12 protein-coding genes and 1 tRNA gene are annotated in these 13612 nt (G+C 56.8%); 3 read left to right on the forward strand and 10 right to left on the reverse strand.

Going from position 1 to position 13612, the window contains the following annotated elements; genetic code table 11:
- Positions 1 to 124 precede the first annotated feature (124 nt).
- Complete coding sequence (locus tag SO180_RS40295; protein ID WP_449384338.1) at positions 125 to 1360, forward strand: IS701 family transposase; 1236 nt, start codon at positions 125 to 127, stop codon at positions 1358 to 1360.
- Between the two features lie 8 nt (positions 1361 to 1368).
- On the opposite strand, the gene SO180_RS40300 is transcribed toward SO180_RS40295, so the two are convergent.
- The 3 genes from SO180_RS40300 to SO180_RS40310 all read right to left on the reverse strand — a co-directional run bounded on the left by SO180_RS40300 (position 1369) and on the right by SO180_RS40310 (position 3445).
- Complete coding sequence (locus SO180_RS40300) at positions 1369 to 2064, reverse strand: PIN domain-containing protein (RefSeq protein ID WP_449384339.1); 696 nt, start codon at positions 2062 to 2064, stop codon at positions 1369 to 1371.
- A gap of 283 nt (positions 2065 to 2347) precedes the next feature.
- The gene (locus SO180_RS40305) at positions 2348 to 3061 is read right to left on the reverse strand and encodes a hypothetical protein (RefSeq protein WP_449384340.1); all 714 of its coding nucleotides are present in this window, start codon (positions 3059 to 3061) and stop codon (positions 2348 to 2350) included.
- A gap of 9 nt (positions 3062 to 3070) precedes the next feature.
- Complete coding sequence (locus SO180_RS40310) at positions 3071 to 3445, reverse strand: hypothetical protein (protein ID WP_449384341.1); 375 nt, start codon at positions 3443 to 3445, stop codon at positions 3071 to 3073.
- A 251-nt stretch (positions 3446 to 3696) separates the two neighbouring features.
- Here SO180_RS40310 and SO180_RS40315 point away from each other — a divergent pair, with 251 nt between their 5' ends.
- Positions 3697 to 4596: an HNH endonuclease gene (locus SO180_RS40315; RefSeq protein ID WP_449384342.1), complete on the forward strand. Its 900-nt coding sequence runs from the start codon at positions 3697 to 3699 to the stop codon at positions 4594 to 4596.
- Positions 4597 to 4942: 346 nt separating this feature from the next.
- Here SO180_RS40315 and SO180_RS40320 read toward each other — a convergent pair.
- The 5 genes from SO180_RS40320 to SO180_RS40340 form a co-directional block, all read right to left on the reverse strand.
- Positions 4943 to 5018 (reverse strand) — tRNA-Ile (locus tag SO180_RS40320).
- Positions 5019 to 7020: 2002 nt separating this feature from the next.
- A complete protein-coding gene (locus tag SO180_RS40325) occupies positions 7021 to 8163 on the reverse strand; it encodes an IS630 family transposase (RefSeq protein WP_449384343.1) in 1143 nt (380 codons plus the stop codon).
- Positions 8164 to 8182: 19 nt separating this feature from the next.
- Complete coding sequence (locus SO180_RS40330; protein WP_449384344.1) at positions 8183 to 8494, reverse strand: hypothetical protein; 312 nt, start codon at positions 8492 to 8494, stop codon at positions 8183 to 8185.
- Between the two features lie 399 nt (positions 8495 to 8893).
- Entirely contained in the window at positions 8894 to 9202 is a 309-nt protein-coding gene (locus tag SO180_RS40335) for a DUF3892 domain-containing protein (protein WP_449384345.1), read from the reverse strand.
- A gap of 5 nt (positions 9203 to 9207) precedes the next feature.
- Positions 9208 to 9489, reverse strand: a complete 282-nt coding sequence (locus tag SO180_RS40340) for a hypothetical protein (protein WP_449384346.1) — start codon at positions 9487 to 9489, stop codon at positions 9208 to 9210.
- A gap of 309 nt (positions 9490 to 9798) precedes the next feature.
- Between SO180_RS40340 and SO180_RS40345 the strand changes: the two genes are divergently transcribed.
- Positions 9799 to 10275 (forward strand): type IV secretory system conjugative DNA transfer family protein, encoded by a 477-nt coding sequence (locus SO180_RS40345; RefSeq protein WP_449384347.1) that lies wholly within the window; start codon positions 9799 to 9801, stop codon positions 10273 to 10275.
- Positions 10276 to 10542: 267 nt separating this feature from the next.
- Here SO180_RS40345 and SO180_RS40350 read toward each other — a convergent pair whose 3' ends face one another.
- Together SO180_RS40350 and SO180_RS40355 are read right to left on the reverse strand one after the other, a co-directional pair.
- Positions 10543 to 11475 (reverse strand): hypothetical protein, encoded by a 933-nt coding sequence (locus SO180_RS40350; RefSeq protein ID WP_449384348.1) that lies wholly within the window; start codon positions 11473 to 11475, stop codon positions 10543 to 10545.
- Between the two features lie 1908 nt (positions 11476 to 13383).
- On the reverse strand, positions 13384 to 13612 hold a 229-nt coding region (locus tag SO180_RS40355; protein WP_449384349.1), incomplete at its 5' end, for a hypothetical protein.

A 13612-nucleotide genomic window follows, 5' to 3' on the forward strand; every position in this document is an offset into this window, starting at 1 on the left:
AAACTTGCCAGAAACTTCTTGGCTGCCGTCCACCTCGCCGCGATCGTCGCCTATTGGATCAATTGAGTCTGAACCCTAATATTACAGTTGTTTTTTCGGCAGGCTTCTGAATCTATGGGCAACCATGATTCGGAGATCGTGGACGCGGGCAGCGTCGATAGAGGAAACGGTTGCGTTGTGGGCGGCGTCGCTTCGGGAGATCAAGAAGCGGATTCGTCCGTTGTTCACGCAAGAGCGTGTTGCGACGAATGCTGGCCTGTTCCTGGAAGGCTTGCTTGGAGATGAACAACGCAAGACCGGTTGGATGCGCGCGGAAGCGGCTGGCGATCCAGGCCCGTGGCGCCAGCAGGCGATCTTGGGTCGCGGGGATTGGGACGCCGATGCCCTGCGCGACATCGTGCGTGACTATGTCATCGAGCATTTGGCGGATGACGATGCGGTGCTGGTGATCGACGAGACCGGCTTTCTCAAGCAGGGCAACGCGTCATGCGGGGTGGCGCGGCAATACACCGGTTCGGCGGGCAAGATCACGAACTGCCAGATCGGAGTCTTCGCTTCCTACGTTTCGCGCCACGGTCATGGGTTCATCGATCGCGCGCTGTATCTTCCGAAGGAATGGACCGATGATCCAGATCGCCTGGAAGCCGCATACGTGCCCCCTGATACCGGCTTTGCCACCAAACCAAAGCTTGCCGCGAGAATGATCGCCCGCGCGATAGCCGCGTCTGTACCATTTAAGTGGGTTGCCGGTGATACGGTCTACGGTGTTGGCGACATCGAACAGCAACTACGTCGGGCACGCAAAGGCTACGTGCTCGGGGTCAGCAGCGCTCATGTGTTTCGATCCTGGGGCAAGCGACCGCCGGTCGCCGGTACGGCTGCAGACATAGCCCGGACGCGGCGCTCATCTGACTGGAAGCGTCTGTCGGCGGGAGCCGGAACCAAAGGGCCGCGACTACACGATTGGTGTTATCTCGAATTGGCCGATCTCGAGGCCGAGCAGTTCAACAATGCTAATGATGGCTTGTGGACGCGCGGCCTACTGATCCGTCGTCGGATCGCCGATGATGACCTCGCCTTCTTCACCACTTGGTGTCCAGCGGGAACATCCATTGAAACGCTGGTCGCGGTCGAAGGCCATCGATGGGCGATCGAGGACAGCTTTGAGACCGCGAAAAACGAATTCGGGCTCGATCACAACGAGAGCAGATCCTGGCATGGCTGGCACCGTCATGTGTCCCTGGTGATGCTCGCCTTTGCCATGATGGCCGCAATCCGGCATCGCGCCAATCCGCCGCCGCCCAAAAAAACGAAACACCGTCCTCCGGCAAAAGCCAAAGTACAACCACGCCGCCGCTGATCCGTTGGTCAATCCAGGAAATTCGCCGCATTGCCATCCGACTCGCTCGAAAGCGTATTCAGCCCGCACACATCATCGCTTGGTCTTGCTGGCGCCGAGTTCACCAGGCGACCGCGCAACGCGCTCACCTCAAAGCCAAAAAACAACTGTAATGCTAATTCGTTCTTCAGCGGTTTAACAATGTTCTCTCGGTCGCGGTTATCGTAGAAAGCGGAATCATTCGTCACGAAATGCACAACGCTTGAGGCAGAGAACTCCAACGCGGTTTCCCAAATACAGCAGTCGCGGAATTGTTCGTTATTCTCGCCGCAGGGAGGAGTGTGATTGAGAATACGTTGCAGTGAGGCTTGGGCTTGCTCAAAAGTGAAAGGGGCGCGAACAATGACGCCATCAAGCTCCTTCCACCTTCGCAAAATACCCTCGTGAATCGCATTCTCAGTGGGCATTGGCTGCAACACACGTTCATGCCCGGATAGTTGCCTTAGGAGATCGACGCTTTTTCGAAGTGCAGCGCTAGCCCTAACTGCCTCACTCTTCAAAACACGATCAACTTCCAATTCGACGATTTCCGGAAGCACAATCGTGCTGCTATTTGCCGCGACCGCAAATAACACTGCGCTGCCTACCGAACTATGGAGCATTCGCTCTGAGACCCATACGTTGGCGTCAAGTAGAAGGCAGTATTTCGAATCTTGGTCTGACATTCGAGTCGACCTCTCCTTGGAGTGTCGGTGTAATACGCCCAGCTCTGCCTTAATTGTTCAACGCCAAGGCTCGAACTTCGGCAGGATCTCGGCACCGCGCGGCGGCAGCGAGTGCAAACAAATTTCGACTCGATGTCGGACAGCCGGACGTCGTAAGCCCAGCCGTCGGCTTTGGCTTCGGTGTGGCGGCCCCAGCGATTGCGGCGATAGATCAGGACGCCGCGCACGCTCATCTCGCGCATCTCGGCAAAGGTGATCTCTTGCGGGGTCGGCGGTCATCGTTTCAAGAATTCGACATTGGATACAACGTGACTTTCTTCAGAAAAGATGTCCGAACATCTGACACCACATCGATGCCCGGGCGAAGGTGACCTAGGAATTGCTCGATTTGAGCTAGGTGCTCCTCCGCACAGTCGCCCGCCCAATCGTCAAAATTGATGACGACATAAGCGATCATCCGCGCGTCGGGCTTATATGAGTCCATTTGGCTCTTCGCCGACGCGAGGTCCTTCGACAGCTTCTCCAGAAGTTTCTCGTCTACAACGAGAGACGTCGATCCGACGTCGCCCTTCGCGCGGCGGTGCAATTCCTGCTCCGACGTATTGATCGTTTTAACTTCGCAAAGAAGGGGTGCGCCATTGTGGAGTGCACCTAGATCAGGGGTTCTCAGGTTCTTGAACTTGGCCCGTGGAATGAATCGGATATCGTCGCATCCCATGCCTTGAAGATAGTTATAGGCGCGGACCTCGTTGAACGTATCGAAGAACGGTTGCCAATCCCGCTTGGGATCACGAACCGCAATTCGGTCCAGCAGGTCAACCTTGATTTGCTTCCATGCATCTTCGGGTAGCATCGCCAGATTGCGATCGACCTCCATGAAGAATCCCAACTTGAGCGGATTGGTTAGTTTGTCGTCGTCGGCGCGGAAGTACGCGCTCGCCGAGTTGAGGGCGATGGATGCGTCGCGAAGCTCTAGAATGCGACCGAAGGTGTGCATCAACCACTCCTAGGGCCGGTGCGCCTCAAGCAATTCTTCGAAGGTCATGTCATTCGGTTCGAGGGAGCGGCCCACCAACGCCTTGGTCAGGGCGCGACACATGGGGTAGCTCTTCGAGCCAAGGGCTCTGAATTCAGCGACTTGCGCAAACTGCTGGAGTGTGGCGCCAAGATCAAACCCCTGCATTGCAAGATCGATGGCGGTTTCCAGCATCATGACGACGCGCTGGCCGTCGTCCATCTCTTTCCATTGCAGATACGACGCGCCGATAGGATCGCCCCAAGCGCCGCTCCTCGTATCCGGCCCGCGTTCTCCTTGCGCTGTGACGCGCACCTCGTGCGTGGAGTGGTTGGTCCAAACGACGAGATCCTTGCCGTTGATCATGCATTCACCTGTTTTCCAGCGAATCACCACCGGCAAATTGGCACAATGCAGGGTAGAAATGCGAGGCGCGGGACGCTTATCCCGATTATTCACAGGACCTACAAAAGTGGAAAGGATGGGGCTTTTGGGGGAGTCTATTTGATCTTGAACGGACCAGCCGTCTCGCGCTCGGCCCGCGCTGGTCAGTGCTGGTGCTTGCCGCATTGCGAAGATCGTCGGTGGCCCGCCGCTGCCGCGTGTGAGGGAACAAAATGACGTTTGCGATTGCCCCGACAGATCTCGATTGGTTTGACCGGATCCGCACGGGTCCGATCGACCGCATTGTGAATTTCTGGACGCCGACCCCGTGGAACGTGAAAGGGCTACAGGCGGGGCAGCGGCTCTACTTCATGCTGAAGGCGCCTACTCGGAAAATTGGGGGCTACGGACACTTCGTTCAGTATCGCGATGCTACCGCCAAGGAAGCGTGGCGCCTGTATGGCCCGAACAACGGGACCGACAGCGAGAACGAGCTAGTTCGCAAGATTCAGCTTTTTGCCGCGAAGCGGTCGAAGGCATTTACACCGACTAGCGATCCCGTAATCGGCTGCATTGAACTCTCCGAAGTCATCACCCTCGACGACGCTGCATTTGTCACTCCTGAGAGTTGCGGACATTCATTCCCTCGGGAGGTGGTCAAGTTGAAGTACTTTAGCGATCCAGACGGGATCGCTGCGAGTATTGATAAGCCGGTCCCGAGCGTTCCTCCATTCGTCCTCGTGGTTGGTGATCCTACTCGCAAACCAGTGAGAAGAAAGGAGCGCAAAGGCCAATCCCTGTTTCGGCGTGAGATCCTGAGAAACTACGGCAACAAATGCTGCATTTCGGGCGATTCGGTCGAGGCCTTGTTGGAGGCTGCTCATATTCAGCCGTATATCAACGAACTCAGCAACCACGCGCAAAACGGCATTTGTCTTCGGGTCGATTTGCATCGATTGTTCGACGCTGGCTTGTTGACGGTTAATGGCGACTTCGAGATTGTGGTGAGTGCAAAGCTCAAAGGCACGACTTACGCCGGGCTCAAGGGTAAAATTCAGCTCCCCGCTAATCCGCAGCACGAACCTTCGAAGGAAGCGATCAAGAATCGCAACACTGTGGAGTTTCGTGCGTAGCTCGATGTGTGTTTATTTGTGGTTGGTAACACCAAGCAAGTACCGCTCTGAACGACAACGAAGGTTGAGTTGTCCTGCTGGCTTCTGGTCTCAAAGACTAGGGTATAGTTGCCGTGTTCGTGTCGATGACGTAGGTACTCCGTGGGATCACTCCATCGGTCACGCGGCTCAATGCGGTCGCTGCGGGACACCGAATTTTCGCCGGTCGCGATCCTTCCGATAAGCATGGCGTTGAGACACGACTGATCATTTCGGCAGGCGTCCATCGAGCCGATGTCACACCCCAGTGGGGCGGGTGTGACAGCAGAGCGAAAAGTTGAATGCTTTCAAATGCGATACCGCCAAATGGTGGGCCCGGCAGGACTCGAACCTGCAACCAGACCGTTATGAGCGGCCGGCTCTAACCATTGAGCTACAGGCCCCGCCACGGACGACCGCTGAAACGCGGCCGGCAACGGTGCGGGGCTCGTTTAACAGGGGGGCCGGCATTCCGGCAATGCCAATCGAAAGTAAACTGCGTATTCCGTAGAATGGTGAAGAGAACCTGCGTTCGCGGGCGCGGGTTAACCGTTAGCCCCCGGACAAGTCGCAGAAGGCGATGATTTCCGGCTTAAAACAAAAAGCGCTGAACCTCTTAGTTCAGCGGTTTCGCTCTATACTTCTCAAGTCTCCTCATCCTCGCAGAAACCCCCATCTACCATCTACCGATGTACGCTGCGCCCTCGGTTGCAAGAGACGGACATGCTGGATTGGATTGCGGCAGCAGATACTCAACATTGGCCACCCCTAAACGCCAAATCGCATGGGCTGGCCAGTGCCTTCTCAATCTGCCGAACCGCATTTTCAGCTTGCGGAGCCGGGCTTGCTCTTCCCCACGGCTGATTAGGTGTGAGGGATCGGTTCGGTACCGGTGCAGGTATACTTCGAAAACGGCACGCCAGATGCGAGATTCGTGCGAATCCAGACACGCCATCGCAGTAATCAATACCAGACATCGCTTACATATACGAACAAGCCTAATCCGCGCGAGCAGGATCCGACGAAAAACGACCTGGAAATGCAGAAACATGCCAAAAAGTAGGCGAAATTTGCCTGTCGGCAAACTCCACCACAAAGCACTTTCCCCCGACGCGGCGTGCATCTAAACGGAGCCAAAGCTTTTGCGTTGCGAGATCTCTTGATGGTGCTCGAAATTAAAGAGGATATGGGTCTTCAGGGGTGACAACAATGCTCGATGAAGACTTGGCTCGAATTCGGGCTCATCGCAACAACATAAACCGGTGTCGACGACTGCTAGGGACAAGACTGTCCGACGTAGAACGCCAGTTCATCGAGAAACGCGTTGCAGAGGAGCAGGCTGAGCTCCAGCATCTTTTTGCCAAGACCTTCCCATTTACATTGTCACTTCGGAAAGATCCGACCGACTCTCCGAAACTTCAAGACGAGCAAAGTTGGGGTCGCGCGTAAACATTGGACCAGATCTGGACTGCTTTCCAAAAACGTCAGACCGGTTTGGTCATTGAGGCCATTGGTCAAGAAGCTAGAGCAGATCAGTAGCATTTCGAGTGGCAGGACAACGTGTTACAATCGACGCGACTCGCTCGCGTCGTATCCGCTCGCTCGGTTTGAGGCGGTTGGTCCCCAACGGGGCTCGGGGAGTGTGTCGATCTTCTGCTCGCAGGGTTGCGATTGTCTTCTCGCAGGTTGCGATCGTCTTTGTGATGTCGCTCTTGATGTTCTTACCAGCAGTCGCGATTATTGCAGCTTGCGGGCGCGGCTAGATTTGGTCAAGGATCGGCCACCTGACCGAATTTCAATCATGATCTTGGAGTTTGGATCATCGATTCAAATCCATCGACCGTCAGCTTTTGGAGTAAATGTACTTGTACTGGCGTACATCCATACTGTGCCGAGTAAGGGTTAAGCGCCGCCAGGGCCGCCTTCGCCGTTATGTGCACTATCTTGATCTGCAGCCGAAGGGCGACCGGGCAATAGGCAGGCTAGCGTGCGGCGATCGAGACCGAGTTTGCGGCCTAGGCTCGGATGAGGAGTCGGTGGGACGCTCGACGCCGCAATGCTGAACACGCCGTTCGCGGTGCTGTCCGATGGACAGCGATGATGATCCGCATTTGTTCGCGCCCGCAATGTATTGGGGCACCTACAGGATTGTTCTTTCAGACAAACTTGGTGCGCGAGCACTTGAGGATGAGTAGTGTTGGAGCCGCGACGCTCAACTCTCTGCGGCCAACCTTGGTTAGACAATCAGGAGGGACGAAGCGATACCCAACAGCGCTCTCTGCGACAAGCGTCCGTCCGAGTCATGAAATCGCGAATTGCAGGGTATCTTTCAGCCAGCTGGCTCGGCGTGGGTACGAGTGTTTCGGTCCCGTAATCTAGTTGAGCGTTTCCTTGGTTCGAATCATATCAGGCAGCCTCGGCGAGTTTATAGGACCAGGTATGGATGACCGGATGGCGGTTCACGTCGTCGATGCCGGCCATAATGCGCTGCTTCAGTTCGTGTTTCGGTGTCACCCGGATGTGGCGCAACACCGAGCGGGCAAACTTGGAGAAGAAGCCCTCGATCAGGTTGAGCCACGAGCCGTGCTTGGGGGTGAAGGTGAGCTCGAAGCGTCCGACGGGTCGGGCGTTGAGCCAGGCGGTGGTTTCTTTCGAGATATGCGCGGAATGATTGTCGAGGATCAGCTTGATTGTGGTGCCCCTCGGATAGGCGGCATCGATCAGCTTGAGCAATTCGATAAACTCTCGGCTGCGATGGCGGTCTGTCGCAAGCGCATGGACCTTGCCGGTCAGCAGATCGATCCCGGCCAGCAGACTGAGCGTGCCATGACGTTTGTACTCATGATCCCGCACAAAGGTGGCGTGGACACCAGGCTCGGGCGGCAAATCCGGCGCCGTGGTTGCGATGGCTTGGATCCCCGGCTTTTCATCACAGGAGACGATTGCCACCGGCTTGCCCCTCTTCGATCTGGCAGAGGCTTTTTTCAGAACCTCGACTTCACGATAGACACACAGAACCTCGGCCATCTTCTGGTCGAATTCGGCGTCGCGGTTCTCCAGATAGTAGCGCACCTTGTGCGGCTTGATTTCCTCTTTGCTGAGAATCTTGCACACGGTGCCCTGGACCAAATTGGCCAGGCACTTGTGCCCGACCGCCGGCCCGTGCTCGCGCGCATGACGTGCCAGCAATCGCGTCGTCCACAATTCATGCGGATAGCCATGATCCTTGGCCTTGTCACACGCCAGGGACACCAGCCAAGCTTTGGCCTCCGGCGTGATCGTAGGCTCCTTGCCCGGCCGCGGCCGATCATCGAGGGCTGCCAGCGCCCCGTTGGCCAGAGCCCGCTCGACGCAGCGCTCGACGGTCTGGTGATGGACCCCAAGTTTGCGCCCCACGGCACAGAACGACGGATTGTCCCGGTAGGCCAGCAATATCAGCGCCCGCGAGACCCGGCTCGCCGGCTCGGTTCTCGACCGCGAAAGAGCTGCCAACGCTCCGATCTCATCGTCGGTCATCGCCAATTCGACCGCTTGCCGCCATCCTGCCATGATGCCACTCCTCGTTGCGCTAACCGCAACCGAGGAATCCGCCAACACTCAATCCGTTCCACCGCAGGCTTCTTGGAATCGGTCGTCTAGTTTGCGTCAGTTCCACATAGAGTTGCCGATAGCGGTCAATTGCTATCGCGGTGCCGTCGGGATTGAAGAAGTTTGCCGGTTCTGCCTCGACAGGCACAAAGCCCAACAGAAGAGAGGTTCTCGCCTTCTGCGGATCGTCGGAAGCAGGCCGAACATAGGCGACTGCCCGTTCCGGATCGTCAACAAAGATCGTGCCTAAGACGCGATGCAGCAAATGTATTCTCATGGCAGAACTTTGCATGCGTTCTTTCCGATGATGACCATCGCGCAGCATGCGAGGCGGGCTTTCGACCTCGTGGGCCAAAAGCCTTGACCAGCCGCCACTGTTGGCGGCATGCCCGTTATCGCCTTACGTGAGACGATCTACCGAAACTGCGCCCATGACTCTAGGCGCGATTGACTAACAGATTCTTGACGGAACCAGCACGCTGGGCTGTGTGTGAGAATGAGTTATAGAATCCGTTCTATAACTCGCTGCCATGACGAGATTTAACCGGTACCCCCTCAAAGAGCTTGATGCGTATTCTCGGGCCAAAGGGCAATCCTCGTGCAAATAACCTGCTGGCGATGCTCGGCGAGCTTCAGCGAGTCTCCGGCGTTCATCTCGCTGTAGGCGCGGGAAAGAAGCGGGCTGCTTAGGCTAGAACTCGGGCAGATTGTCCAAATTGTCCTTGGTGGTGTTATCCCTCTTCGTTTTTATATAGGCCACACCGTGGATGTGGATAACGAACACGTCCTCGCCTTTTTTCCATTTCCCATCGCTTTTCTTGAAGGCGGTAACGAATGTGATGCCATCATCACTGATGGCCTTCACCACAGTCTGACGCGTGAACTCTTGTGGCGCCTCAAGTGACTCGCCGTTATCCTTCCACGCCCTCACTCGATCGATGTGGGTATGCTTGTCGTTAAATCTTACCGCTGTGACGACGTAATCCGCCCATTTAGCCATTTCCTCTACGCTCCTTTCGCTTGCTGCGCGTTACGGGCGCGCTCTAGAATTGCTTTGCGATATTTTTCTTTAAGCTGCGGGACGATGTTCACGACGAGTGCGTTGTTGCGATACGGGCGAACCTTAGAGTCGATGGCATCTTCCATCGTCTTGATTGCAGCCTGAATACTTTGAGGCTTCTCCGGATCGAACCTCACCGTCGCAACCTGACCGTCCAGCGCCTTAAACGCTCGTTGCGCGTCATCAAGCTGCCTCTTGAGCTTATCGACACCAGTAATCTTCAACATTCCTCTTATTCTCCTTTGCTCCCCTGGCGCACTCGCCGGTTTTCCCAACGCGGCACGCGTTGATCGGAAAACCGAGCGAAACGAATCGCCGCCGCTCCTAGAAATACAATTCGTCCATGTTGGCGGCGATGCGCAAGTGCGCTGTTCTTGCAGTAAACCTGCGAAATACTGGCACACTTCGTGGTTGTTCGACCAGATCGTTAGGGCCAGTCTCAGCTCCGCGTTGTGGGGCGTAGCGTTTGAGTAATTCGTTCAACTTCTCGAGACAGCTGGGCATCTTCCGCTCGGCTGGCCGTTTGGGCTGGAAGCTTGGACGCCGCATCAAGGCGGACCGGGTTCGTCGCGCATCGCGCGGGAGTACGACGGCGAGACCCCGAGGCGGTCGCCGCTGCGGTTGCCTCCGGCCGTAGCTACCAGGCCTTCCTTAGTCGGGCCGAGAAGCAGGCCGAGACTGCGGAGCGCGAGAGGCTCCTGATCCAGCCGCCGCCGCTGCATGGGTCGGCCAGCTGGGCGAGCGCAGCCGACCTGGGGCGCTTTCTCAAGGAACGTGACCATTTCGACAACCCCTCGTCCATCGTGCTCGCGGCCTTTCTGGAAGACGGCGCACGCCAGCCGGCAGGGTTCGTGCACTGGGACGGCGAAAGCCACCTCTTGACCGTCGCTCCTACCCGGGCGGGGAAATCGGTGACAACGATCATCCCGAACCTGCTGCACTACCGCGGAAGCGTCGTCGTCCTCGATCCCCAAGGGCGAACTCCCGACCGGGCAATAGATCGGCTTTGGTAGTCCCGCCTTGGCGCGCACCGTTTCAGCAGGCTAGCGTGCGGCGATCGAGATCGAGTTTGCGGCCGAGGCTCGGATGCGGGTCGGTGGGCGCTCGACGCCGTAGTGCTGAACCCGGCGTTCGCGGTACTGTCGCGCCTGCGGGCGATGTATTCGGGCACTACAGGATTGCTCTTTCAGATCGGACAAACTTGGTGCGCGAGCACTTGAGGAGGGATGGCGTCGGAGCCGCCACGCTCAACTCTTTGCGGCCAAACAGTGGTTAGACAATCAGGAGGGACGAAGCGATACCCAACAGCGCTCTCTGCGGCAAGCGTCCGTCCGAATCATGAAATCGCGAATTGTGGGGTATCTTCCGGCCAGCTGACTCGGCGTGGGTATAAGTGTTTCGGTGCCGTAATCTAGCTGCATAAGTTCCACATAGAGTTGCCGATAGCTGTCAACTGTTATCGCGGTACGCTCGGAATTGAAGAAGTTTGCCGGTTCTGCCGCGACAGGCACGAAACCCAGCAGAAGCGAGGTTCTCACCTTCTGCGGATCATCGGAAGCAGGCCGTGTATACGCGATTGCCCGTTCCGGATCGTCAATAAAGATCGTGCCTAAGACGCGATGCAGCAAATGTATTCTCATAGCAGAATTTTGCATGCGTTCTTTCCGATAGTGATCATCGCGTAGCATACGAGGCGGGCTTTCGACCTCAACCAGAATTCTGCGGGCGCCCATCTCCCGCGTGAACCTGGCGAACAGTTGCTTCATCCTCCGCGTAGATAGTCTTCCGCGGTCGGTCGCGCGGATAGCAATGTATGGAACATATATCGACTGTGGGATCATAGGGTTTAGCCGAACCAAACCAGCCCCGATTACGCGTTGCCTAAGAACGAGCAGGAAATAGCGCGCGATGCGAGGTCTGTGAAAGAGATCGTTGAGTCTATCGTCCGCTTCTAAGTCCGCTAAAGTGAATGCCTCCTTGAGGATTGATATTGCGCAGCGATACTCAGCCGCTGCCTCGACCAATACCAGGGCGTCGGAACCTGGATCGTGACTGACGGCGAGCGCGTTCGGCGCGTCGCCCATTTGCAGTTGGAAATTTGCCAGTGCTGATTCTTCGGTGGCCATGAGTTCCAATGAATTATTCAGACCGAGCGAAGTCTGCGCCTCCCCGACGTCCTCCGCTTGCGCACGGACACACTTGTTCTGTCGCAACCACGAATTTCCGGTTCGGCGCCTCGCGCCGGAAGCCGTGAACATGACGTTTCGAGACGCGGCAACCAGCATGCATCACGGAGCGGGCGGCCCCTCAGCGATGAGCCCAAAGCCTCGGGTCCGCCCTACATCACCGGGTGGCTGGGAGGACGGTGATGCTGGTTACGACAAAGCAAGCAGCATGCCGAAGGGAAATCGCCGCTTCTAACTGGCATGGGCTGCAGACATGTTTGAGACTGAACCTTGTGCCGGCTGCCGTCTGTCAGAAATGTCTCGAAGCTAACAAACCAAGTAGCGCGTTGATCGTCACGGCGCTGGCGCGATCCAATGTTTAATCTGCGGACTAACTACGCGGTGCGACAATTCCGCTCGAAGCGACCTTTAGAAGCGGCCGGCCGCTCTTTCGCTTCTCTGCTTCGCTATTCTCGCAAATGCAAATGCGCGCGTAGCATCGCTACAAGAACCAAAGATGCCTTATGATGGGGCAGACCGCGATGCGAGCAACAGCCTCCCGTCGACGAACAGCGCCAAAATCCGCCCGTCATTCCATGCAAATAGCTGGAACTTGGTGCCTTCCACAATCTCGCTTGATCTGAGAGTGCCCGCGCAACCGAATACGTGAACGACATTTGCGTAGTTCGCGCCAGGCTTGACAACGCTTAGCTGGGAGCTTCTGACGCGACAATGCCCGCTCGGCAATGAGCGAGCGTCAACTGAGTTATGATCCGCATCCACGTCGTCAGGGGCGGCCGGATCGGCGAGGATCTCGCTCGACGGAGCGCTGGCCTGGGCGGGTCGAGGCCAACTCGCTATGCCGCCTGGCTCCGTGAATAGCCATGCGGAGACCGCAATCACTGTGATCGGGATTATCTGTCGGTGGATGGGATAGCCTGTCATTGCGAACAATTGGCCATGAATTCGTTACGTCCACTACAGAGCTTCTTTCCAATAACTAAGAACAACATGTTTTCGCCTTGTGTTGCTAGTCTCTTCGAGAAATGGGACACGACTATGAGCCGAGCGCGACTGAAGCGGTCTCAAATTGCTCGGTCCGGTAGCTGGCTGCCTGGCCCCGATTAAGACAGAGCGGGGCGAACGCGACGCCGTTCATGGCGGCGCCGGGTCCGCCCCTCCATCACCGCGACGGCTCGGCGGTGTTGTTGTGCACAGAAGCAAGCTCTGTGCCGAACTGAAAAGCCGGCAGATTGTTCAGGTCCGGAGAGCTTGAAATTGGTCGAAAGTCGCAAAAGAAGCATCCAGGCAAACAGGCCCGCGCTAAGCGCATTTGTCTGTGTGACACCTGCTTCGGCAAATTGCGTTATCTCAGTCAGCCGTTCCAACTCCACCTGTCGCTTATTGCTGCCCCGTCATGATTTGCGTCGTGAGGCATCGCTGTTCGACAGACAGTGCACGCACACCGTGCTTTTTGTTCATCTCGCCGATCTGCAAGTTGCGAAATCGCGAGCAACCGACAAGCCCTCTACTTCCAGTTACCAAGCCGGCAGAAAGGTTTGAATCCACACTGCGCGCGGCGCGCTTGTCGGGAACGTCGTCGGCGTGTCTGGAAGACTCATAATAACCGGCCGCATCATGAAAGAGGTGGATGGCTGGGACACGCGGGGGAGGGCGCAGAGCTTCACCAAGCCATCTGTGCTGGGGACGCGGCGAAACTCTCATTTGCGGGGCAAGCCCGACCATCAAGCAGGCAGCGAGCTCAAACCTGGATGAGTTCGTCACTGCTTCTCTGAAGGACGCAGCTGTCTCTTACGATCTGCTCATGTGATCTTGGGTCGTCGCTTAAGACCGCTCACGCGCAAGGGCTTGAATCGAGCGTGGCGTCAGGTTGTAAACAAAATGCGAGAACACCGGCCACGGGACCTTCGAAATGACAAAGTCCTTTCTCGCTACTCATTTTGCGGCGGAATCTGTTGCGGTCAGGATTGGAGAATCCAAGCCAGGATTTGACTGCGCCAAGCAGGCGTTCCATGCCGCTACGTTCGTTTTTGCGTCTATATTTGGCGCGGCCCCGCGGCTCGCGCAAGCTGGGCCCCCCAGCGACGGTATGAACTGGTCATCCAGCACGCAATCGAACGGCTCCTCCGCCGTGGCCGTCAAGCAGTCGATCTCGCCGTTCTGG

The sequence above is a fragment of the Bradyrhizobium sp. UFLA05-112 genome (assembly GCF_053572325.1).